Raw genomic sequence first — 20,757 nt, 5'->3', positions numbered from 1 at the left:
TCAGTAAATTCATCTTAAATTACAGCAATCGTATTAATCTAGTTTATAATACTTTATCTTTTATTAAATCAACCTCTACTTTAAGATTTTCAATTATAAATTTTTGTCTATCGGGAGTGTTTTTTCCCATATAAAAACTCAACAGTTCTTCAATAGACATTGCCTTATCAAGCATTATAGGCTCCAGCCTAATATCCTCGCCAATGAAGTGTCTAAACTCATCTGGCGAAATCTCCCCTAGACCTTTAAATCGAGTTATTTCTGGTTTTCCAGTTAATTTATTTAACGCATGTTGGCGCTCTTCATCACTATAACAATAAATCGTTTCCTTTTTATTACGAACCCTAAACAAAGGAGTCTGTAGAATATAAAGGTGATTTTCTTTTATCAATTCTGGAAAGAACTGCAAAAAGAATGTAATCAATAATAAGCGAATATGCATACCATCAACATCGGCATCAGTCGCTATTATTATGTTATTGTAGCGTAAATCTTCAATAGACTCTTCTATATTCAGTGCAGCCTGCAATAGGTTGAATTCCTCATTCTCATAAACAATCTTTTTAGACATGCCATAAGAATTCAATGGCTTTCCTTTAAGACTGAATACCGCCTGTGTATTTACATCTCTTGATTTGGTAATAGAGCCAGATGCTGAATCACCCTCGGTAATAAATAGCGAACTTTCTAATCTTCGATCATGCTTGATATCACCTAAATGAACTCTACAATCTCTAAGTTTTTTATTATGAAGACTAGCTTTCTTAGCTCGATCGCGTGCCAACTTTCGAATACCCGAAAGCTCTTTACGCTCTTTCTCGGCCATCATAATTTTACGTTGAAGCTTATCTGCCGTATCTGTATTCTTATGAAGATAGTTATCTAAATATTTACCAATAAAATCATTGATATAGGTACGTACCGTCGGAAAATTACCCCCCATATCGGTAGACCCTAATTTGGTTTTGGTCTGACTTTCAAAAACCGGCTCCATCACTTTTATAGCAATTGCCGAAATAATAGATTTTCTAATATCAGAAGCGTCGTAAGTCTTACCATAAAAGTCACGTATGGTTTTCACAATCGCTTCTCTAAATGCAGCTTGATGCGTACCGCCATGTGTTGTGTGCTGACCGTTTACAAAAGAATGATATTCTTCACTATATTGAGTTTTACTATGCGTAATAGCTACTTCAATATCTTCTCCTTTTAAATGAATAACAGGATAAAGCATATCATCCATATTATTGTTATCCTCAAGTAAATCTTTTAATCCGTTTTCAGAATAAAATTTCTCGCCATTAAAAATTATGGTTAGACCTGGGTTTAGGTACACATAGTTTTTAAGCATGCGTTCTACATACTCATTTCTATATTTATAATTTTTAAAAATTAATTCATCTGGTACAAAAGTAACTTTGGTACCTTTTCTTTTACCCGTTTCTTCAGGCCCAACTTCATTCTCTAAATTACCAGAACTAAACTGAGCTGTTTTTAATTGGTTGTCTCTAGAAGATTGAACTTCAAAAAAACTGGACAATGCATTTACAGCTTTGGTACCAACACCATTTAATCCTACGGATTTTTTAAAAGCACGACTATCATACTTACCACCGGTGTTCATTTTAGAAACTACATCCACAACTTTACCTAATGGAATGCCACGACCGTAATCCCTAACCTTGACCACTTTATCTTTAATAGATATTTCAATGGTTTTACCGGCACCCATTACAAATTCATCAATACAGTTATCTATTACCTCTTTCAGGAGAATATAGATACCATCATCTGCAGACGAACCATCTCCCAATTTACCAATATACATCCCAGGTCGTAATCGGATATGTTCTTTCCAATCGAGCGAGCGTATATTATCTTCAGTATATTGAGTAGCGTCTTGGGACATTTAAAAAAGTTTAAGAAAGTTGCGTTAAAGATAGCACCACTCGGCAAAAGATAAAACCCCTATCTGTTAAAGTAATTAACAATAAATAGGACTTTTTTGTTGATAGCTATAGTAAGTAACATAATTTTTCAAGAAAAGAGCATAGTAAGAAATTAGCAAAAAGTTTATTTAAAGAATGATATACGTCATAGGAATAATTTATTCCTTTTTATACCTTTAATGTAGATTTTGAATACTTATGGAATTTATCGATTATTACAAAATTCTTGAAATAGACAAGAAGGCTACACAAGCTCAAATTAAAAAGGCATATCGAAAATTAGCGCGAAAACTTCATCCAGATTTAAATCCGAATGATAAAACTGCGCAAGAGAAATTTCAGCGTGTAAACGAGGCTAACGAAGTTTTAAGCGACCCTGAAAAAAGAAAGAAATACGACCAATACGGTAAAGATTGGCAACATGCCGATGCTTTTGAAGAAGCTAAGAAAAATCAACGTAGTTCATCCACCGGTAATAGAAGAAGTTATTCTAGCGCTGGCGGATCAAATGAAGATTTCTCTGATTTCTTTGAATCCATGTTTGGTGGAGCTGGCGGAGGTTTTAGTGGTGGCGGACGACAAAGGTCAACACAGTATAAGGGTCAAGATTTAAATGCAACACTAAAGTTGAATTTGCTTGACGTTCTTGAAGACCAAAAACAAACGCTTGACCTAGGTGCTAAAAAAATTAGAATTACCATACCTGCAGGCGTTGAAGATGGACAAACCATAAAAATTTCCGGCTATGGTGGCGAAGGTGCTAATGGCGGACCAAAAGGAGACCTCTACTTAACTTTTGAAATTAATAACAATACTAATTTTCAAAGAGTAAAGAACGATTTATACAAAAATGAATCTATCTCTTTATATGATGCCATTTTAGGTAGTTCAATTGAAGTAGAAACCTTAACAGGAAAAGTGAAGTTAAAGGTAAAACCCGAAACCCAAAATGACACTAAGGTGAAGCTGAAGGGAAAAGGTATGCCCGTTTATAAGAAAAAAGGTGTTCATGGAGATTTGTATATCACTTATAAGGTAACCATGCCTACCAAACTTTCAGAAAAAGAAAAAGAATTATTTAAACAACTTTCAGAATTACGATAATATGAATTCAGAAAATTACATACAAATAGAGGTGTATTGCGAACGAACACAAACTCCTATAGAATTTATAGATGATCTTTTAGAGTTCGAAATGATTGAGGTACAGCAAATTGAAAATAAAACATATGTTGAACCGCAATACCTTGTTGAGATAGAACGCATATATAGGCTACGAGAAGACCTTGGTATAAATATGGAAGGTATAGACACCTTAAACCATATGATAAAAAAAGTCAACCGATTAGAGCAAGAATTAAAACTACTTCGAGATCGGTTGACTATATATGAACATTAAACGTTAAAACGGAAATGCATTACATCTCCATCCTTAACGATGTACTCTTTACCTTCTACCCTCATTTTACCGGCTTCTTTTACTTTTGATTCGCTACCAAAAGCCACGTAGTCATCATAAGCAATAACTTCTGCCCTAATGAAACCTTTTTCAAAATCGGTATGTATAACACCAGCAGCTTGTGGTGCAGTTGCACCAACCGGAATTGTCCAAGCACGAACTTCTTTAACACCTGCAGTAAAATAAGTCTCTAAATCTAATAATTTGTAAGCTCCGCGAATAAGTTTAGCAGAACCAGGCTCTTCTAAGCCCAAATCTTCTAAAAACATTTGGCGCTCCTCGTAAGTCTCTAACTCCGTAATATCAGCTTCTGTACCGACCGCCAAGAAAATAACTTCCGCGTTTTCTGCAGCTACCATTTCTTTTACTTTTTCAACATAGGCATTACCAGATACAGCAGCATCTTCATCAACATTACAAACATACATAACTGGTTTATCTGTAATAAACTGAAGCGGCTTAACAAACTCTAATCTAGATTCATCATCAATTTTAATAGCTCTAACAGAGGTGCCTGATTCTAACCCGGTTTTTACAGCCAATAGAACAGCTTCTTCTTTTTGCGCATCTTTATTACCTGTTCTAGCTGCCCTTTTTACTTTTTCTAACTTCTTATCTACAGTCTCCAAATCTTTCAATTGAAGCTCCATATCTATCGTTTCTTTATCTCTAATAGGATCTACGCTACCATCAACATGTACTATGTTATCATTATCAAAACAACGCAATACATGTAATATCGCATCAGTTTCACGAATATTACCTAAAAACTGATTTCCTAATCCTTCACCTTTACTAGCTCCTTTTACCAAACCAGCAATATCAACGATCTCTACAGTAGCAGGCAATACCCTTTCTGGAACTACTAACTCTTCCAATTTTTCTAATCGTGCATCTGGCACGTTTACAACACCTATGTTAGGTTCAATTGTACAAAAAGGAAAATTTGCACTTTGCGCCTTAGCGTTAGACAAACAATTAAAAAGTGTTGATTTACCTACGTTTGGCAATCCTACAATACCTGCTTTCATAATTAAGAATATTTCAAGGGTGCAAAGATAGTTTTTAGTTACAGATTTTTCATTCAAATTTTCATCAATAACTATAATGTAAATTTCATACAATTTATTTAAATTAAAATCAAGTATTTTAGCCAGACAACAGTTAAAATATTATTTTTTAACACATTTTAAGAAATAATTCTTACTTTGGCCGTAGAACATGTAAGAATTTATGGAACTTCATTCAGATGAAACTATATGGTATTTTTTTAAAAAGGGCGAATCTCACGGTTTCAGCTTGCTTTTTAAAAAGTATTATCCGCAATTACATGTATATGGTTTAAAATTGAGTAATAATCAAGAAATTACAGAAGATTGTCTTCAAAACTTTTTTATTCAATTATTTGAAAGCAGAGAAAAACTAGGACACATAAATAGCTTAAAAGCCTATCTATTTGTTTGTTTTAAAAGAAGGCTAATAAAACAGTTACAAAAGAATCAGAATAATATTCCTATTTCAGAAGCACAGCTATTTAAAACCAATTTTACTTTTTCGTCTGAAGAAATATCGATCAAACAGGAAATTCAATTTCTTTGCACCACTACCCTAACAAGCCTTATCAATCAACTATCTCCAAGACAAAAAGAAGTTATCTACTTAAAATATTACAGCGGAATGAATAGTTCAGATATCGCCGAAGTAATGGATATGAATTATCAAAGTGTTTTGAATACACTACAAAAAGCCTTAACAAAATTAAGGATAGCATCTGAAAATCAGCAGATTAAATCTATTTTGAAAAAAAATTAAAAAAAGTAGGGTATATTTTTAAGAACTAAACCTCTTACTAATGGAACACCTTACTATATGAACAACAATAATAAATTCGACTTAGATTACTTCCTATCGGATGCATCATTTAAAAACTGGGCAAAAGGCTTAAATAAAAATGATATCGCTTATTGGAATAATTGGATACAGTACAATCCTGCACATATAGAAACGGTAGAGAATGCGAAGTCTATTATTATTGGCATCAACTTCGATCAACAACACCCAAGTAATGAAAAGGTTAACGAAGCCTTTGCATATGTTCTAACAAAAATAAAGTTAGAACCTACACCAAAAAAGATTCTTAAGAAAACACACACAGTAAACAGTTCACTGCTAACAGCTGCGGCTGCCGTGTTACTAGTTCTTATAAGTTGGACAAGTTATTCCTTTCTAAATAATGAAACTACAACCATACACAAAACTAATTTTGGCGAAATAATCGACTTAAAATTACCAGATGGCACATCAGTTGTGCTTAACGGAAATTCTGAAATATGGTATGAAAAAGACAATCCACGTCTTATTAATCTAAAAGGAGAAGCATACTTTAAAGTTAAATCAATACCAAGTACCAATGCAAAGTTTTGGGTAATTACAGAAGACCTGAAAGTTGAAGTATTGGGCACACAGTTTCATGTAAATACTAGAAAACAGAAAACAAATGTGGTGCTTGACGAAGGTTCTATACATTTAGAATTAAAGAATGGAGAAGTCACCAAAATGATACCTGGTGAAATGGTTTCCTTTTCAAATGAAAGCAAAAAACTGACTCATAAGAAAGTAGATGTTAAAACACCATATGCACTATGGCGTGGTGGCACCTATGCTTTTAATGAAATTTCTCTAAAAGAAGTAATGTTCAATTTAGAAGCAACTTATGGTCTTGAAGTTGAATATGAGAATGAAAAAATAAAGAATTTACCTCTTTCTGGTGGTATTCCAAATCAGAATTTACAAATATGTATAGCCGCAATAGAAAAGGCTACAGGTACAAGAATCATTAAAAAAGGAAAGATATTACGCGTGCAAGAAAACCCTATTTATTAACTAAACTATTTATTTATGAGAACGAACAAACTAATGAAATTGCTGCTTGCAGTAATGCTTTTTTCAAGCATCACCAGTCCAACGGCAGCTAATGAACTCAAAGAAAACGTTACCCTAAGCGATTTTCTTAATGAGATCAGTGAAAAACACGAAGTATTTTTTACTTACAACCCTACACTGGTATCAAGCACCAGTTTAAATCCTGAGGAATACAAATTCCCTGTATTAGACAAAATCATTAATAAATTAGAACGCAAAACAAGTTTTGATTTTGAATATCTTGGCAACAAGTATTATGTGGTTTATCATAAAAAGCCAGAAAGAGCTAAAATTCTTAAGATAAATTCTGTAAACAATGGAATTACTGCTTTGACTTTGAATGAAAAAATTCAAAACAGTATTACAGGTAAAGTAACAGATGATTCTGGAATGCCATTGGCAGGTGTAAATATTATTGAGAAAGGTACTACTAACGGTACTACTTCTGATTTTGATGGTAACTACACAATTAATGTAACCGATGATACAAAACTGGTATTTAGCTACATTGGTTTTGCTACTCAAGAAGTTTCTACAGCCGGAAAAAATACGATTAACGTACAACTTTCTGAAGGTATGCAACTCGATGAATTTATTGTTGTAGGTTCTCGTACTGCTCCTAGAAGTAATGCTGACACACCATTACCGGTAGATGTAATTGGAGCTAAAGATTTAAGCTCAACAGGTCAAGCTACCTTTGATAAAGCATTACAGTATAAAATACCATCTTTTAACACGGTACAAACACCTGTAAACGATGCAACATCTTTATTGGATCCTTATGAAATTAGAAACATGGGGCCATCAAGAACATTGATTTTGATTAATGGTAAGCGTAAAAACTTAAGTGCCTTATTATATACGCAAACATCTCCAGGTCGTGGTGAAACAGGTGCCGATATTTCTGCAATACCTACAGATGCGATTAAAAGAGTTGAAATTTTACGTGATGGTGCTTCTGCACAATATGGTTCTGATGCAATTGCAGGTGTAATGAACATTATACTTAAAGATTCTCCGAATGAAGGATCAGCAACATTAAGAACAGGAATCACTTCTGAAGGTGATGGCGAAATGTTTGGTGTTTCTTTAAACAACGGTACTGCTATTGGCGAAGATAAAGGCTTTGTAAATTATACTATTGATTTATCTAAAGTAAACCAAGCAAACAGACCAGGTACTGTTGATGCTGCTGGTGAAGCTGGTGATTTTGGCGCTGACATTGCAGATGTTCAAGAATTTCTTTCTAGAAGACCAGACGCAGGAAATATCAATGGATCTCCAGAAACTGCTGCTGCTAAATTCTCACTTAACTTAGGCTATGAATTAAGTGAAAACACATCAATGTACGGAAATGCTGCATATGTTTATAAGGCTGTAAATAGTTTTGCAAACTACAGAACTCCTTATTGGAGAACTGTTGAGGATTTTCCTTACTTAGCAGATTTTTTCCCTGGAGACAATCCAAACACTGCTGGTGGTTATGATGGTTATGTACCAACCTTTGAAGGAGAACTCAGCGATTATAATGCAACTATTGGTTTTAAATCAGTTATAAACGATTGGAATCTTGATGCAAGTTTTACAACTGGTGGAAATACTCAAACGTACAAAGTAAACAATACCCACAACAGAAATGTTGTTTATTCTCCATCAGTATTTATAGATGAAAATGGAAATGGCTCTGTAGATGATGGTGAAATTACTGAAGGTTCTGAGCTTTATAGAGAAAATAGTCAGCAATCATTTGATCCAGGAGGAACTAGATTTTCTCACAACGTTGGTAACATTGATATTTCAAGATTATTATCTGACAAAGTGAGTATTGGTGTTGGTGCTGAGTTTAGAACAGAAACTTTTGAAGTTATTGGAGGTGAATTAGCTTCTTATGATGGTGGTGGCGCAGATTCATTTGCAGGAGCATCTCCTCAAAATTCAGGTAAGTTTAACCGTTACAATATTGGTGGTTACTTAAGTTTAGATTATGATGTTACCGATGCTTTTTTATTAAGTGGTACTATTAGAACGGAGAACTATTCTGATTTTGGAAACGCATTCGTCTACAAGTTTAGCTCACGTTATAAATTTAGCGATGCTTTCACATTAAGAGGTTCTATTTCTTCAGGATTCAGAGCTCCTACCCTACACCAAATTTATACGCAAAAAGCTCAGTATAGTTTTGTACCGGGGCAAGGTATTCAAGTTGGTGGTTTAATAAACAATGTATCTACACAGGCAAAATTATTGGGTATACCTCAATTAGATGCTGAAACTTCTACAAACTACACTATAGGTTTTGGTGGTAAAATCGATAAGTTCAGCTATACTTTTGATTATTATAGCATTGCAGTAAAAGATAGAATTGTTCTAGGAAATGAAATTGGAGGTAGTGGAGACCCTACAAATCCTTTAGATGTTCTATTAGCAAATAACAACTTAAGTGATGTAAGTTTCTTTTCAAATGCAATAGACACTAAAACTTCTGGTATTGATGTTGTTCTTGCATATAAAGGTATAACTATTGGTGATGGCAGTTTAGATTTGAACTTGTCTGGTAATTATACAATCCAGAATGAACTTGATGGTCCTGTAAAAGATATTGACTTAGTTGCAAACTCAGGTCAATCTGTAGTAAACCAAACTCAAGAAGCTTTATTTTTTACTTCAAGACCTAAGACTAAATGGATTTTAGGAGCTAACTACGAAATAAATAAATTCGGTTTTTCTTTAAATAATACATTATTTGGAAAAACTAGCTTTTTTCAACAAGGTTTAAGTACTGATGCAAATGGTAATTTCAACCTTGGTACTGAATTTGACCCTAAAGTAGTTACTGATTTAGGAGTTAATTTTAGCGCTACAGATAAATTGACAATTGCACTTAACATCAACAACTTGTTAAATGTATTACCTGAATGGAATTTTGTTTCTCAAAATGCAGCAGGAGATGCTATTTTGGCAGATCCAGCACAGACGCAGAACCAATCTAACTTGATTACTTTCAACCAACGTTATTCTCAAATGACGTATGATGGGTATCACTTTAGTCAATTAGGAACTATGTTCAACCTATCGTTGAATTATAAATTTTAGTTTGATTTAGTTTTATTTGCAAAAAGCTACCTATTTTTAGGTAGCTTTTTTTTTGCATCATGAACAATTTATACGGAAAGAATCTCGCTTGGGTATACGATGAAATTTATCAAGGTTTTATAGATTATAAAGCTGAGTATGATTTCTACAAAACATTATGCAAAACACATAATGCCATCTCAATTTTAGAGATCGCATGTGGCTCAGGTAACTTATCTGAATCATTTACGAACGATTTTTTAAATTATACAGGTTTAGATTACAGTGAGGCTATGTTAGAAATTGCTAAAACAAAATTTAAAAAAGGAAACTTTATACAAGGTGATATGAGAAAGTTAAATTTCACCTATCAGTTTAGTACCATTCTCATTACAGGACGTTCAACAAGTTATTTAATTGAAGATATAGATATACAAAATACTTTTAATTCTATTCACAAAGCTTTAGAACCTAACGGAATTTTCATATTTGACTGTATAGATGCAGCGCATTTTATGCCGTACATTTTAAAGAATAAAAACATAATTCATTATTCTAACGTCAACAATAAAACTTTTGAAAGAGAATCTGTTTGGGAGAGATATGATTCGACCAAAAGTCATTTAGTCTCTTGGAAATCAAAATATTACGACACAAACAAAAATGATAAAATTCTAATAGGTGAAGATTCTGCTATATTTAGAACCTTCACAAATCAAGAAATTCAAACAAATTTATTGCTATCTAATTTCCAACTACTACATACAATAGACAGAAAAACATATGCTTTTAATACTAAAGTGTATGTCTGTAGAAAAATAACGAAGAATATACCTATTCAGGGTGCATAAAACGTTGCTTCGCTAAAAGTACTTCTTCAGTTTCTACATGGTCATCATCTGGCACACAACAATCAACAGGGCAAACTGCTGCACATTGCGGCTCTTCATGAAAGCCCACACATTCTGTACATTTATCTGGTGAAATATAATAAACTTCATCACTAATTGGCTCTTGAACTTCATCAGCATCAACTTCTTTACCATCAGGCAACACAACACCACCTTTTAAAGAGGTACCATCACTATAACGCCATTCATCTGCACCTTCATAAATTGCAGTGTTAGGACATTCAGGTTCACAAGCCCCACAATTTATACACTCGTCTGTTATTATTATTGCCATAATTTCTTCTACATTAAAATGCCCAAAAAAGAACGGGCATGCTTATTTTTGCACAAAGGTAATTCCTAGTGAATTAGTATACAAATATAATGACCCATAGCAACCTTAGTATAAAAGCTTTTGTTAAACTTGGAAATTTTCTAAGTACATTTTGTGAATTAATCACAGCAAACACTATTTCTGATCATTTAAATGACAAATGGATCGAGCGTTTTAAAACTGAAGCCGAAAGGGCTAAACATTATAATGGTTGGTTTTCAGAAGAAAATTGTGTGCATGCTTTTAAAGAATGGTCAAATGTACTAACCCAAAGTAATCTAGAAAATTGGTTAAATGCATATGATCTTAATTCTAATGAAGAAAAAACAGTGGCACTAATAATGGCTGGTAATATTCCCTTAGTAGGGTTTCATGACCTTCTATGTGTATTAGTTACAGGAAATAAAGCATTGGTAAAGCTATCTAGTAACGACCAGAAATTGATTCCTCTGCTTATTGATTATCTTATAGAAATTGAACCCTTCTTCAAAGACAGGGTAACGTTTACAAAGGAGAAATTAGAAAACTATGATGCCGTAATAGCAACTGGCAGCAATAATACTGCAAGGTATTTTGAATTTTATTTTGGTAAAAAACCAAATATTATCCGCAAAAACAGAAATTCGGTAGCGGTTTTAACAGGCAATGAGACTACTGAAGAATTAACTGCTCTTGGTGAAGATATTTTCAGGTATTTTGGATTAGGCTGCAGAAGTGTCTCTAAAATCTATATTCCGAAAGATTACAACATCGATACATTTTTCAAAGCTATGTTTCCATACAACGATATTATAAATCATAATAAATACGCTAACAATTATGATTACAATAAGGCTGTTTATTTGATGAGCGAATTCAAAATCTTAGATAATGGATTCTTGATTTTAAAAGAAGAAAAAAGCTTTGGATCCCCTATTGCATCTTTGTTTTATGAGTATTATGATGATATTCCTGCATTAAAAGAATATTTACAAACCGAAGAAGATAAAATTCAATGCATAGTCTCATCCGGCGTTATAGAAGGCGAAATATCATTTGGACAAACACAAAAACCTTCGTTAAACGATTATGCAGATGGTATAGATACGGTTGATTTCTTGTTAAGAACATCCTTGAATTAAATGGTCATCCTGACTGAAAATACTTAAAAAATCCTGACATTTGCATCCTTAAATTACAAACAAAATGAAAAAACATAATTTTAGCGCCGGTCCTTGTATTTTACCAAAAGAAGTATTGTTAAAAGCTTCTGAAGCGGTTATGGACTTTAACGGCTCAGGGCTTTCTCTTATAGAGATTTCGCACAGAAGTAAAGATTTTGTTGCCGTAATGGAAAACGCAAGATCATTGGCACTAGAACTACTTGACTTAAAAGATAAAGGTTATACTGCACTTTTTCTTCAAGGTGGCGCAAGCTTAGAGTTTTTAATGGTGGCATATAACTTATTAGAAACCAAAGCTGGTTATTTAAACACTGGCACATGGAGCGACAAGGCAATTAAAGAAGCTAAATTATTTGGAGAAGTCATTGAAGTTGGATCTTCTAAAGATGAAAATTTTAAATACATCCCCAAAGGTTATACTGTACCATCTGGATTAGATTACCTACATATTACTTCAAACAATACAATATTTGGGACGCAGTTCAAGAAATTTCCAAAAACTGATTGTCCTTTAATTTGCGACATGAGTTCTGACATTTTTTCTAGAACTATGGATTTTTCTCAGTTCGATTTAATTTATGCTGGAGCACAGAAAAACATGGGACCTGCAGGTACCACTTTAGTAATTGTTAAAGATGATATTTTAGGTAAAGTGTCTAGAAAAGTGCCTTCTATGCTTAATTATCAAACGCATATCGCAAAAGATAGTATGTTCAATACTCCATCAGTGTTTGCTGTTTATACTTCTATGCTAACGTTAGAGTGGCTAAAAAATCTTGGAGGTATTACTGCTATTGAAGAAGTAAATGAGAAAAAAGCAAGATTGTTATATTCTGAAATAGACTTAAACCCTGTGTTTGAAGGTTATGCGAATATAGAAGACCGTTCTTTAATGAATGCCACCTTTAATATTACAGATGAAGTTTTGAAAACAACATTTGACAACATGTTAAAAGAAGCTGGCATTAATGGTTTAAATGGTCACCGTTCTGTTGGTGGCTACAGAGCTAGCATGTACAATGCGCTTTCGTTGGAAAGTGTTGGTGTATTGGTAGACGTAATGAGCGAAATGGAGCGTAAAGGATAATCGACTGAAACGATTTACTTTATTAGTGAACATTCTGTTCCCCATTTAAATTTTAGGAAAATACTTTGGGGGTAAGCCCACGAGGATATACTAAGAGAACCAACGTAAAATTTCGAGGTCTGCCCGAACGGTACGGGCTAGTAAACCTCAGAACATTAAAATCTCGATATCGAGTAAAACATATGAAGATATTAGCAAATGATGGTATTTCTCAAAACGGCATTGACGCTTTAGAGAAATCAGGATTTGAAGTTTTAACGACAACTGTTGCACAAGAACAGCTAGCAAATTATATAAACGAACACAAAATCGATGCCTTATTAGTACGTAGTGCCACTAAGGTTAGAAAAGATTTAATTGACGCCTGCCCTACCCTAAAATTAATAGGAAGAGGTGGTGTTGGCATGGATAATATTGATGTTGATTATGCAAGATCTAAAGACATTCATATAATAAACACGCCTTCTGCATCATCAGAATCTGTGGCAGAATTAGTATTTGCACATCTTTTTGGTGGAGCGCGTTTTTTATTTGACGCTAACAGAAATATGCCTTTAGAGGGTGATAGTAACTTTAAGGGACTTAAAAAATCGTATTCAAAAGGTACAGAACTTAGAGGTAAAACTTTGGGTCTATTCGGCTTCGGTAATATTGGTCAAGCAACCGCAAAACTTGCTATAGGCGCAGGTATGAATGTTGTGTATTGTGACCCAGAAGTAGAACAGACCGATATTGAACTTTCTTTTTTCGATGGTCAGAAAGTGACTTTCAATTTAAAAAACACATCGAAAGAAGACTTACTTAAGCATGCAGATTATATATCGTTACATATACCAGGTCAAGATAGTTATGTACTAGGTAAAACAGAATTCTCTCAAATGAAAAAGGGAGTAGGTATCGTAAATGCAGCTAGAGGCGGAGTATTAGATGAAGTTGCTTTAATTGAAGCTTTGGAAAATGGATCTGTTGCCTTTGCTGGTTTAGATGTTTATGAATCTGAACCAACACCAGAAGTTAAAATATTGATGCATTCTAGTATATCACTAACGCCACATATTGGTGCAGCTACACTTGAAGCTCAAGAAAGAATTGGACTAGAATTGGCAGACCAAATCATTACCCTATTAAAATAGGAGCTAAAAAGGCAATATTCTGGACTCTTTTTCGTATTTTACAATGTAAACATTAAATTAACTATTACAATGGCAGGATTATTAGATTTATTAAATAGCCCAATGGGTCAACAATTAATTAGCGGAGTTGCAGGTCAAACAAATCAACCAGCAGATAAAACCGCAAGTGTACTAAGTATGGCTATGCCACTTATTCTTGGTGCAATGAAAAAAAACGTTTCTACTCCAGAAGGTGCTCAAGGTTTAATGAGTGCATTATCTAGTAACCATTCTGGTGGTATATTAGATAATTTAGGCGGTCTTTTTGGCGGCGGTGTTGATGATAGCGTTATGGCAGACGGTGCCGGTATTTTGGGTCATGTTTTTGGCGACAAACAACCACAGGTTGAAAATGCGTTGAGTCAAAAATCTGGTATTGATTCTGGATCAGTTGCACAAATTTTAAAAATAGCTGCTCCTATAGTTATGGGAATGATAGGAAAGCAAACTGCACAAAGTAACGTAAGTGACGGTACTGGCATGAATGCTCTTTTAGGTAGCATGTTAGGTGGACAACCACAAGAAAACCAAAGCTTAATTACTTCTTTGTTAGATGCAGATGGTGATGGCAGCATACTAGATGACGTTGCCGGCATGGTAATGGGCGGTAGTAAAAGTAGTGGTGGAATTGGAGGTCTTTTAGGAGGTCTTTTTGGTAAATAAGATTTTAAAATTCTATTTATATAACCCGCTTGCAACTGCAAGCGGGTTTTTTTGTATCTTATAATTCATGAAAACGAAATACACCTCTTTTATTATCATGCTGATTGTAAGCACCATCTCTTTACTTCTATTAAACTGCGGAGCATCAAAAGAATCATTAGCTATTTCGAATACCGAAGAACAGGCTTTTAAACAAGTACAAGGCGATACCATTACTATTTCTAGTGACAAGACAGAATACGAAATAATAATTATTGAGCCTGGTTTCAATACATGGCTAAGTTCAATTGCCAAACCAGAGGGTTATTATTCCCGAAATTTCCTTGAAAATAGAAATTACATCATGGTTGTAGAATGGAACAACAGGGTTATGCAGCCATCTCGGTTTGACCCCAATTTATATGAACTAAGCATAGATTACTCAAATCAAATAGATTATGGGTATGAAGTTAATTACAAACTTTATAATTACTTCATCTATTTTCAAAGAAAATATAATCAACGTTTGGGTCCTTTTGTACCCCGTATTTAAAAAGTATATTTGCGGCATTCAACACATGTCATGCAAAAATTAAAAGAGCGTTGGGGAGTTACCAGCAATTTTCAATTAACTATTATTTTTATTGTTTTTTCCATTACCGGATCATCTTCTGTCTTTGTTGCAAAACCTTTTTTAAATTTAATTGGGCTACAGCAAGCTAATTTTCCAGATGCATGGTGGGGTACAACAATGTATTGGATTTTACGAATTCTATTAATTTTTCCCTTTTACCAGATACTATTGGTAATATATGGCTGGTTATTTGGGCAATTCAAATTCTTTTGGGCTTTTGAAAAAAAGATGCTCAAAAGATTAGGACTCGGATTCTTATTTTAAAAACGTTTGTTAGGTTTTCTTTAACATTCAGTTCTACTTCTTTTAGTACTTTAGCGTTGTGAAGAATTCAGTATTTACATATTTCTCTGTATTTATTTTGTTTTGCCTTATGCTAATTAAGGTGACTTCTTTTCACGTGTATTCCCATGATGACAATTCTGTTGATACTATAGAGAATTGTAGTATTTGCGAAATGGCTATTCAGAGTCAAAATTCTGAATTTACATTTGTTGCCATTTTGTTATTAATTCTTTTACCTTTTATATTTTTTACTGATAAAAAAATTACGCCTTTAGTTTTAGAGGCTCCTTCATTTTATTTTAGGTATGCAACTTTCGGCAGACCTCCCCCCTTCCAAGACTAGTACACTATCCACAATTAATTCGATTCCTTTTTAGAATCGGTACATACTATCGAAAAACTTATATAATGAAAAATTATTTATATGTTTTCGTAATCTTTTGTAGCTCAATTATTTATGCTCAAGATTGCAATTCAATATTAATAGGTGAAATAGTTGATTTCCATGACAATAGTCCGTTAAGTGGCGCTACTATTAATTTAACTGGTAAAAACCTTTCTACGGTTTCTAAAGAAAATGGAAAATTCACTTTTAAAAATCTGTGTGACGGAGTTTTAGAATTGGAAATATCGCATCCGGAATGTACTACGAAGTTTATTACTGTAACCGTTAATGGAGATACCTTTTCAGAAATTAGACTTGAACATCATTTAGAGGAATTAACAGAAGTGAAAGTAATTGGTGATGTACCAAAGAATACTAATTCTGGCCAAGAAAACATTCTCTCTATAAAAGATGTAGAACGTAGTAGCGGAAACAGCTTAGGTGATGCCTTAAAGAAGATTCCAGGAGTATCTACCTTAAATACTGGGGGAAATATTGTAAAACCGGTAATACAGGGTTTAAATGGCAGTAGAATCTTAATACTGAACAACAATGTACGAATGCAAGACATGGAATGGGGAGAGGAACATGCACCAAATGTTGATGTAAATGCCAACCAGAACATTAGCGTTATCAAAGGTGCTGCAGCAATTGAATATGGTGGTGACGCCATTGGCGGAGTTATTGTTCTAGAACCCTTACCTGTTATAAGAACAGATTCTTTATTTGGTAAAACTCAGCTTAATCTTTTCTCAAACGGTCGTGGTGGTAATATTACATCGTCATTGACCAAATCATATAAATCAGGATTGTATATTAAGGCACAAGGTTCTTATAAAAGATTAGGAGATTTAGAAGCTCCAGATTACCTACTTTCTAATACAGGCATAAAAGAAAGTGGCCTATCACTAAATGTTGGTAAAAGAGATTTTGAACAAGGATGGGAAGGATATTATTCTTATTTCAACTCAGAAATTGGAATTTTAAGAGCTTCTCATATTGGTAATGTAGATGATTTAATTAACGCTATTAATAGTGATGTTCCAAGCGTAATAAATGATTTTACTTATGATATTACCAATCCTAACCAAGAAGTAACCCATCATTTAGCAAAACTAAATTACTATAGAAGGTTCGAAGGATTTGGAAAATGGACTACCCAATATGATTTTCAAAAAAACAGAAGGTTTGAATATGATATTCGTGTAGGTGATGATGCAGATAAAGCTTCATTAGATCTCCAGTTAACCACTCATTCTATTTTATCCAATATAAAGTTTGATGCAAAACAAGGTTTAGACATTAAGGCTGGCGCAATGGGCAGATTTCAAACCAACTTTGCTAACCCTGATACTGGTGTAAGAAGATTGATACCTGATTACGACAAATACGATTTTGGTCTTTTCGCTATTAGCAGCTATGAACTAAACAGTGATTGGACTTTAGATGCAGGTGCTCGTTATGACTTTAGCAGAATAGATTCAAAAAAGTTTTATAGAGTTTCCCGTTGGGAAGAGCGAGGTTATGATGTGGATTTTGCAGATATAATTATTGAAGACTTAGGTACACAATTACTTGTAAATCCTGTTTTTGACTACCATAATTTCTCTGGTACCGCAGGGTTTCATTATGAATTAAACGACAAAGATCATTTACGTTTTAATTATGCATACTCGCAAAGGGCTCCTAATCCTTCAGAATTATTTAGTGATGGACTACACCACTCTGCAGCACGTATAGAGTTGGGCGATTTAAGAATTAAGAGTGAGACGTCATCTAAACTCTCCCTATCCTTAGAAAGAAATACCAGTAAATGGGGTTATACCTTCTCCCCCTTTTCTAAATAGTATTAAAGACTTTATACTTGTTGAACCTACAGGTGTAGAATTCACTATTAGAGGTGCTTTCCCTGTATGGTCTTATCGCCAGACTGATGCCGTTCTATTGGGTCTTGATGCATCATTATACAACAATTGGTCTTCTAGAATTAGAACAGATCACAAATTTGCGTGGGTAAGAGGAACTGATACAGAAACAGATACGCCGCTGATTAATATACCTGCAGCCAACTTTACAAATAGCATTACATATACAAACCCTAAATGGAATAATTTTTTAGTTAGTCTAGAAAGTCAGTATGCATTCGAGCAAAAAAGATATCCTGATAACATTGAGGTTTTTTCTCCAGAACAGCAAGAAGATGTGATTTTGGATATCAATACATCACCAGATGCTTATCACCTTTTATCTCTAAATACCGAAGCATCTTTTACACTTAAAAACAAAAATGATTTAACTGTAGGTCTAAGTGCAAGCAACCTATTAAATACCAATTATCGCGATTACTTAAACCGCCAACGATATTTTGTAGACGATATGGGTAGAAATATAAGTCTACGCCTAATTTTTAACTATTAATAATAATTACTAACAAATGAAAGCAAGTACAACTATGAAAAGAAACAAAACCCTAAAAGCAGTTCTAGCCCTAAGTTTAATGGCTACAGTTATGACTTCATGTTCTAGCGATGACGATACGCCAGAAGTAGTAAATGAAGAAGAAATAATTACTACCATGACTGTTACTTTAACTAGTGCTGATGGTACTGCAACACTTCAATCTCAAGATTTAGATGGAGATGGACCAAATGCTCCTGTTATAACCGCAGACAATTTAACAGCAAATACAACTTATTCAGGAAGTATAGAATTGTTGAATGAAACTGAAACTCCTGCAGAAGATATTACTGAAGAAGTAGCTGAAGAATCTGATGAGCACCAGTTTTTCTTTGGACTTACTGGTTCTTTAGCTGAAGTGACTTATACTGATACTGATGAGGACGGTAACCCAATAGGTATTGAGTTTGAATTAACTACTGGCGATGCTGGTTCTGGCACTATTACTATTACGTTACGTCATGAGCCTAAAAAACCAAACGACGGCACTACCGCTGATGCTGGCGGAGAGACTGACATTGCTCAAACTTTTACCGTAGTAGTAGAATAAGCACAGTTTATTATAATATAAAAAGCCTTTGAATTAAAATTCAAAGGCTTTTTTATGCTTTCTATTCTTTTAACTGATACCACTCAACATCCGTTAAAGCAGCTCTCCTACCCACCTTTTTCGGCGGATAATTGGTTACCAGATAATTAATAATTACAGTTTCATTCTCACCTAACTCCCACAAATTTTGAGTTTCTTGCATCCATTTAATGGTAGATTTCCAGCGTTCCGCATTCATTCTATTCTGAATAACAAGTTTTGATGAGTGACAATTGGTACAATTCTGAATGGTCTCTATCATACCAGGCGCATCAATAAAACCAGTACGTAAGTGAATACCATTTTCAATTTTATCGAAATCAACTTCAACAGGCATATCCACAATTTCTGTATCTGGTTCGTTAGATAGATTTGAATCTTTAACAAAATATATCAACGCAGCAGCTACAATAGCTAGAATAACACTTACTAACCATATCTTTCTAAAAAGATCTTTAACATTGTGTTTTACTTTGTCATGATTTTGCTTTTTCATCTATGTGATTTTTACGGCTATTCTGTGACAAGCGTTATTTAAATACCCTTTTGGATTCCAACCTGGTAATAACATTGGCTGGCTAATACCATTGGCATCAGTTGCTTTTGCCCAAACCTCATAATATCCTTCTTGCTGAAAATAAATTTGTGCTGAGAAATGTTGCCAAGCTAAACGATTAGCAGGTTTTTCAATAGTACAGGTATTCCATGTGGCACCAAAATCTATAGAATATTCCATTTTAGAAACCTCCAACTCACCCGCCCAAGCGTGCCCTCTAATATTCAACTTCTTCCCTTTAGATAACGTTGCCCCAGACTTAGGGTATGTTACTAAAGATTTAACAGGCATAGATTCTATAATGCACATATCTTCATCTGTCACTTTCTCACCAGGCGCAACCGGTTTACAAGGCACTCTATAAGCAGTACCAGTCATTTTAGTACCATCATGAACTATATTTCTAATACTGATGCGTTGCAACCATTTTCCGGAAACCGAAGCAGGCCAACCACCAGCAATTACCCGTAATGGATATCCATGAGCTAAAGGAATATCCTCTCCGTTCATTTTAAAAGCTAATATGGTTTCGTCTTGCAAAGCCTTAGACATCGGCGCACCTCTAGATATTGGCTCTTTTGTAGGATCTCTACTCAAATGTATATCGGCTGCATGATATCCAAAATATACGGCATCATCTTTTATACCTACATCTTCTAAAACATCGCGTAATCTAATACCTGTCCAGCTAGCACAGTACACCGCACCAATTGTCCATTGATTACCCTTCGCAGGAGGATCAAATTCACTTCTACCGTTACCACCACATTCCAGTGTTAATTGATAGGTGTGATGTTTAAATTTAGATTTAAGTTCTGCAAGGGTATACGTTTTTTCTTGTTGGGCAGATTCGCCATCTATGGTAAGCGTCCATTTTTCTACATCGATTTTCTCAGGAATGAGTCCGTTATTTCGAATAAAAATAGATTTATTGGGTGTTATCCTATCATCTAGAAGATGAGCTTGAGCCTCAATATTCCAAGGTTTATCGTTTAAAACGACCATACCCTTGTCTTTATTGAATAATTTAAATGGGTCTGAATCTTGTAAGGCTACAGGAGTATAACCAGCTGGCATTACATTTTTATAAACTATATCTACACCTAATAAGGCAGCTAGACCACCTAAACTAGATTTTGCTACAAAACTTCTTCTCTTCAA

21 protein-coding genes are annotated in these 20,757 nt (G+C 34.2%); 16 read left to right on the top strand and 5 right to left on the bottom strand.

Annotated elements, in window-relative coordinates; all coding sequences use genetic code 11:
• Positions 1 to 43: 43 nt before the first annotated feature.
• Entirely contained in the window at positions 44 to 1,909 is a 1,866-nt protein-coding gene (locus tag BUC31_RS10685; protein WP_073244022.1) for a DNA topoisomerase IV subunit B, read from the bottom strand.
• A 238-nt stretch (positions 1,910 to 2,147) separates the two neighbouring features.
• On the opposite strand from BUC31_RS10685, the gene BUC31_RS10680 reads away from it, so the two are divergent.
• Both BUC31_RS10680 and BUC31_RS10675 read left to right on the top strand, forming a co-directional pair.
• Entirely contained in the window at positions 2,148 to 3,053 is a 906-nt protein-coding gene (locus BUC31_RS10680) for a DnaJ C-terminal domain-containing protein (RefSeq protein ID WP_073244020.1), read from the top strand.
• Between the two features lies 1 nt (position 3,054).
• Complete coding sequence (locus BUC31_RS10675; RefSeq protein ID WP_073244018.1) at positions 3,055 to 3,348, top strand: chaperone modulator CbpM; 294 nt, start codon at positions 3,055 to 3,057, stop codon at positions 3,346 to 3,348.
• Here BUC31_RS10675 and ychF read toward each other — a convergent pair.
• Positions 3,345 to 4,439 (bottom strand): redox-regulated ATPase YchF, encoded by a 1,095-nt coding sequence (gene ychF, locus BUC31_RS10670; protein ID WP_073244016.1) that lies wholly within the window; start codon positions 4,437 to 4,439, stop codon positions 3,345 to 3,347. The genes BUC31_RS10675 and ychF overlap by 4 nt on opposite strands.
• A gap of 202 nt (positions 4,440 to 4,641) precedes the next feature.
• Between ychF and BUC31_RS10665 the strand changes: the two genes are divergently transcribed.
• The 4 genes from BUC31_RS10665 to BUC31_RS10650 all read left to right on the top strand — a co-directional run bounded on the left by BUC31_RS10665 (position 4,642) and on the right by BUC31_RS10650 (position 10,253).
• Entirely contained in the window at positions 4,642 to 5,220 is a 579-nt protein-coding gene (locus BUC31_RS10665; protein WP_073244014.1) for an RNA polymerase sigma factor, read from the top strand.
• 57 nt (positions 5,221 to 5,277) lie between these two features.
• The gene (locus BUC31_RS10660; RefSeq protein WP_073244013.1) at positions 5,278 to 6,291 is read left to right on the top strand and encodes a FecR family protein; all 1,014 of its coding nucleotides are present in this window, start codon (positions 5,278 to 5,280) and stop codon (positions 6,289 to 6,291) included.
• Between the two features lie 429 nt (positions 6,292 to 6,720).
• Positions 6,721 to 9,423 carry a TonB-dependent receptor gene (locus tag BUC31_RS10655; RefSeq protein WP_211573872.1) on the top strand — a complete coding sequence of 901 codons (2,703 nt, stop codon included), beginning with the start codon at positions 6,721 to 6,723 and terminating at the stop codon, positions 9,421 to 9,423.
• A gap of 59 nt (positions 9,424 to 9,482) precedes the next feature.
• The gene (locus BUC31_RS10650; RefSeq protein WP_073244011.1) at positions 9,483 to 10,253 is read left to right on the top strand and encodes a class I SAM-dependent DNA methyltransferase; all 771 of its coding nucleotides are present in this window, start codon (positions 9,483 to 9,485) and stop codon (positions 10,251 to 10,253) included.
• Here the strand turns inward: BUC31_RS10650 and BUC31_RS10645 are convergent.
• Positions 10,237 to 10,587: a 4Fe-4S dicluster domain-containing protein gene (locus BUC31_RS10645; protein WP_073244009.1), complete on the bottom strand. Its 351-nt coding sequence runs from the start codon at positions 10,585 to 10,587 to the stop codon at positions 10,237 to 10,239. The two genes, BUC31_RS10650 and BUC31_RS10645, sit on opposite strands and share 17 nt — an antisense overlap.
• Before the next feature lie 89 nt (positions 10,588 to 10,676).
• On the opposite strand from BUC31_RS10645, the gene BUC31_RS10640 reads away from it, so the two are divergent.
• The 10 genes from BUC31_RS10640 (at position 10,677) to BUC31_RS10600 (ending at position 19,001) form a co-directional block, all read left to right on the top strand.
• On the top strand, positions 10,677 to 11,747 hold the full coding sequence (locus tag BUC31_RS10640; RefSeq protein ID WP_073244007.1) for an acyl-CoA reductase: 1,071 nt from the start codon (positions 10,677 to 10,679) through the stop codon (positions 11,745 to 11,747).
• Between the two features lie 64 nt (positions 11,748 to 11,811).
• Positions 11,812 to 12,876: a 3-phosphoserine/phosphohydroxythreonine transaminase gene (serC, locus tag BUC31_RS10635; protein ID WP_073244005.1), complete on the top strand. Its 1,065-nt coding sequence runs from the start codon at positions 11,812 to 11,814 to the stop codon at positions 12,874 to 12,876.
• Between the two features lie 182 nt (positions 12,877 to 13,058).
• Complete coding sequence (locus BUC31_RS10630; protein WP_073244004.1) at positions 13,059 to 14,009, top strand: D-2-hydroxyacid dehydrogenase; 951 nt, start codon at positions 13,059 to 13,061, stop codon at positions 14,007 to 14,009.
• Positions 14,010 to 14,078: 69 nt separating this feature from the next.
• Positions 14,079 to 14,711: a DUF937 domain-containing protein gene (locus BUC31_RS10625; RefSeq protein ID WP_073244002.1), complete on the top strand. Its 633-nt coding sequence runs from the start codon at positions 14,079 to 14,081 to the stop codon at positions 14,709 to 14,711.
• 67 nt (positions 14,712 to 14,778) lie between these two features.
• Positions 14,779 to 15,243, top strand: coding sequence for a DUF6146 family protein (locus BUC31_RS10620; protein WP_073244001.1), 465 nt, complete (start codon positions 14,779 to 14,781; stop codon positions 15,241 to 15,243).
• 30 nt (positions 15,244 to 15,273) lie between these two features.
• Positions 15,274 to 15,588: a DUF6787 family protein gene (locus BUC31_RS10615; RefSeq protein WP_073243999.1), complete on the top strand. Its 315-nt coding sequence runs from the start codon at positions 15,274 to 15,276 to the stop codon at positions 15,586 to 15,588.
• A 58-nt stretch (positions 15,589 to 15,646) separates the two neighbouring features.
• A complete protein-coding gene (locus BUC31_RS20685; RefSeq protein WP_139251950.1) occupies positions 15,647 to 15,952 on the top strand; it encodes a DUF2645 family protein in 306 nt (101 codons plus the stop codon).
• Positions 15,953 to 16,017: 65 nt separating this feature from the next.
• Positions 16,018 to 17,841 carry a TonB-dependent receptor gene (locus tag BUC31_RS10605; protein WP_244534041.1) on the top strand — a complete coding sequence of 608 codons (1,824 nt, stop codon included), beginning with the start codon at positions 16,018 to 16,020 and terminating at the stop codon, positions 17,839 to 17,841.
• Between the two features lie 97 nt (positions 17,842 to 17,938).
• On the top strand, positions 17,939 to 18,412 hold the full coding sequence (locus tag BUC31_RS20545; RefSeq protein WP_244534040.1) for a hypothetical protein: 474 nt from the start codon (positions 17,939 to 17,941) through the stop codon (positions 18,410 to 18,412).
• 34 nt (positions 18,413 to 18,446) lie between these two features.
• The gene (locus BUC31_RS10600; RefSeq protein ID WP_073245887.1) at positions 18,447 to 19,001 is read left to right on the top strand and encodes a type 1 periplasmic binding fold superfamily protein; all 555 of its coding nucleotides are present in this window, start codon (positions 18,447 to 18,449) and stop codon (positions 18,999 to 19,001) included.
• A gap of 61 nt (positions 19,002 to 19,062) precedes the next feature.
• Here the strand turns inward: BUC31_RS10600 and BUC31_RS10595 are convergent, their stop codons facing one another.
• Both BUC31_RS10595 and BUC31_RS10590 read right to left on the bottom strand, forming a co-directional pair.
• Positions 19,063 to 19,536 carry a monoheme cytochrome C gene (locus BUC31_RS10595; RefSeq protein WP_073243995.1) on the bottom strand — a complete coding sequence of 158 codons (474 nt, stop codon included), beginning with the start codon at positions 19,534 to 19,536 and terminating at the stop codon, positions 19,063 to 19,065.
• On the bottom strand, positions 19,537 to 20,757 hold the full coding sequence (locus tag BUC31_RS10590; RefSeq protein WP_073243993.1) for a sulfite oxidase: 1,221 nt from the start codon (positions 20,755 to 20,757) through the stop codon (positions 19,537 to 19,539). It abuts the gene before it with no gap.

It is taken from the genome of Maribacter aquivivus (assembly GCF_900142175.1).
Classification (GTDB): domain Bacteria; phylum Bacteroidota; class Bacteroidia; order Flavobacteriales; family Flavobacteriaceae; genus Maribacter; species Maribacter aquivivus.
Note: the sequence above shows the minus strand (reverse complement) of the source record. Positions and strands in the feature narration are given on the sequence as shown.

Excerpts from the sequence above, each read along its gene's own strand:
- BUC31_RS10655 (WP_211573872.1), top strand. The coding sequence starts at position 6,721 with ATGCCATTGGCAGGTGTAAATATTATTGAGAAAGGTACTACTAACGGT.
- serC (WP_073244005.1), top strand. The coding sequence starts at position 11,812 with ATGAAAAAACATAATTTTAGCGCCGGTCCTTGTATTTTACCAAAAGAA.
- BUC31_RS10675 (WP_073244018.1), top strand. The coding sequence starts at position 3,055 with ATGAATTCAGAAAATTACATACAAATAGAGGTGTATTGCGAACGAACA.
- BUC31_RS10620 (WP_073244001.1), top strand. The coding sequence starts at position 14,779 with ATGAAAACGAAATACACCTCTTTTATTATCATGCTGATTGTAAGCACC.
- BUC31_RS10650 (WP_073244011.1), top strand. The coding sequence starts at position 9,483 with ATGAACAATTTATACGGAAAGAATCTCGCTTGGGTATACGATGAAATT.
- BUC31_RS10685 (WP_073244022.1), bottom strand. The coding sequence starts at position 1,909 with ATGTCCCAAGACGCTACTCAATATACTGAAGATAATATACGCTCGCTC.
- BUC31_RS10605 (WP_244534041.1), top strand. The coding sequence starts at position 16,018 with ATGAAAAATTATTTATATGTTTTCGTAATCTTTTGTAGCTCAATTATT.
- BUC31_RS10595 (WP_073243995.1), bottom strand. The coding sequence starts at position 19,536 with ATGAAAAAGCAAAATCATGACAAAGTAAAACACAATGTTAAAGATCTT.
- ychF (WP_073244016.1), bottom strand. The coding sequence starts at position 4,439 with ATGAAAGCAGGTATTGTAGGATTGCCAAACGTAGGTAAATCAACACTT.
- BUC31_RS10680 (WP_073244020.1), top strand. The coding sequence starts at position 2,148 with ATGGAATTTATCGATTATTACAAAATTCTTGAAATAGACAAGAAGGCT.
- BUC31_RS10600 (WP_073245887.1), top strand. The coding sequence starts at position 18,447 with ATGAAAAGAAACAAAACCCTAAAAGCAGTTCTAGCCCTAAGTTTAATG.
- BUC31_RS10625 (WP_073244002.1), top strand. The coding sequence starts at position 14,079 with ATGGCAGGATTATTAGATTTATTAAATAGCCCAATGGGTCAACAATTA.
- BUC31_RS10660 (WP_073244013.1), top strand. The coding sequence starts at position 5,278 with ATGAACAACAATAATAAATTCGACTTAGATTACTTCCTATCGGATGCA.
- BUC31_RS10640 (WP_073244007.1), top strand. The coding sequence starts at position 10,677 with ATGACCCATAGCAACCTTAGTATAAAAGCTTTTGTTAAACTTGGAAAT.
- BUC31_RS10665 (WP_073244014.1), top strand. The coding sequence starts at position 4,642 with ATGGAACTTCATTCAGATGAAACTATATGGTATTTTTTTAAAAAGGGC.
- BUC31_RS10615 (WP_073243999.1), top strand. The coding sequence starts at position 15,274 with ATGCAAAAATTAAAAGAGCGTTGGGGAGTTACCAGCAATTTTCAATTA.
- BUC31_RS10630 (WP_073244004.1), top strand. The coding sequence starts at position 13,059 with ATGAAGATATTAGCAAATGATGGTATTTCTCAAAACGGCATTGACGCT.
- BUC31_RS10645 (WP_073244009.1), bottom strand. The coding sequence starts at position 10,587 with ATGGCAATAATAATAACAGACGAGTGTATAAATTGTGGGGCTTGTGAA.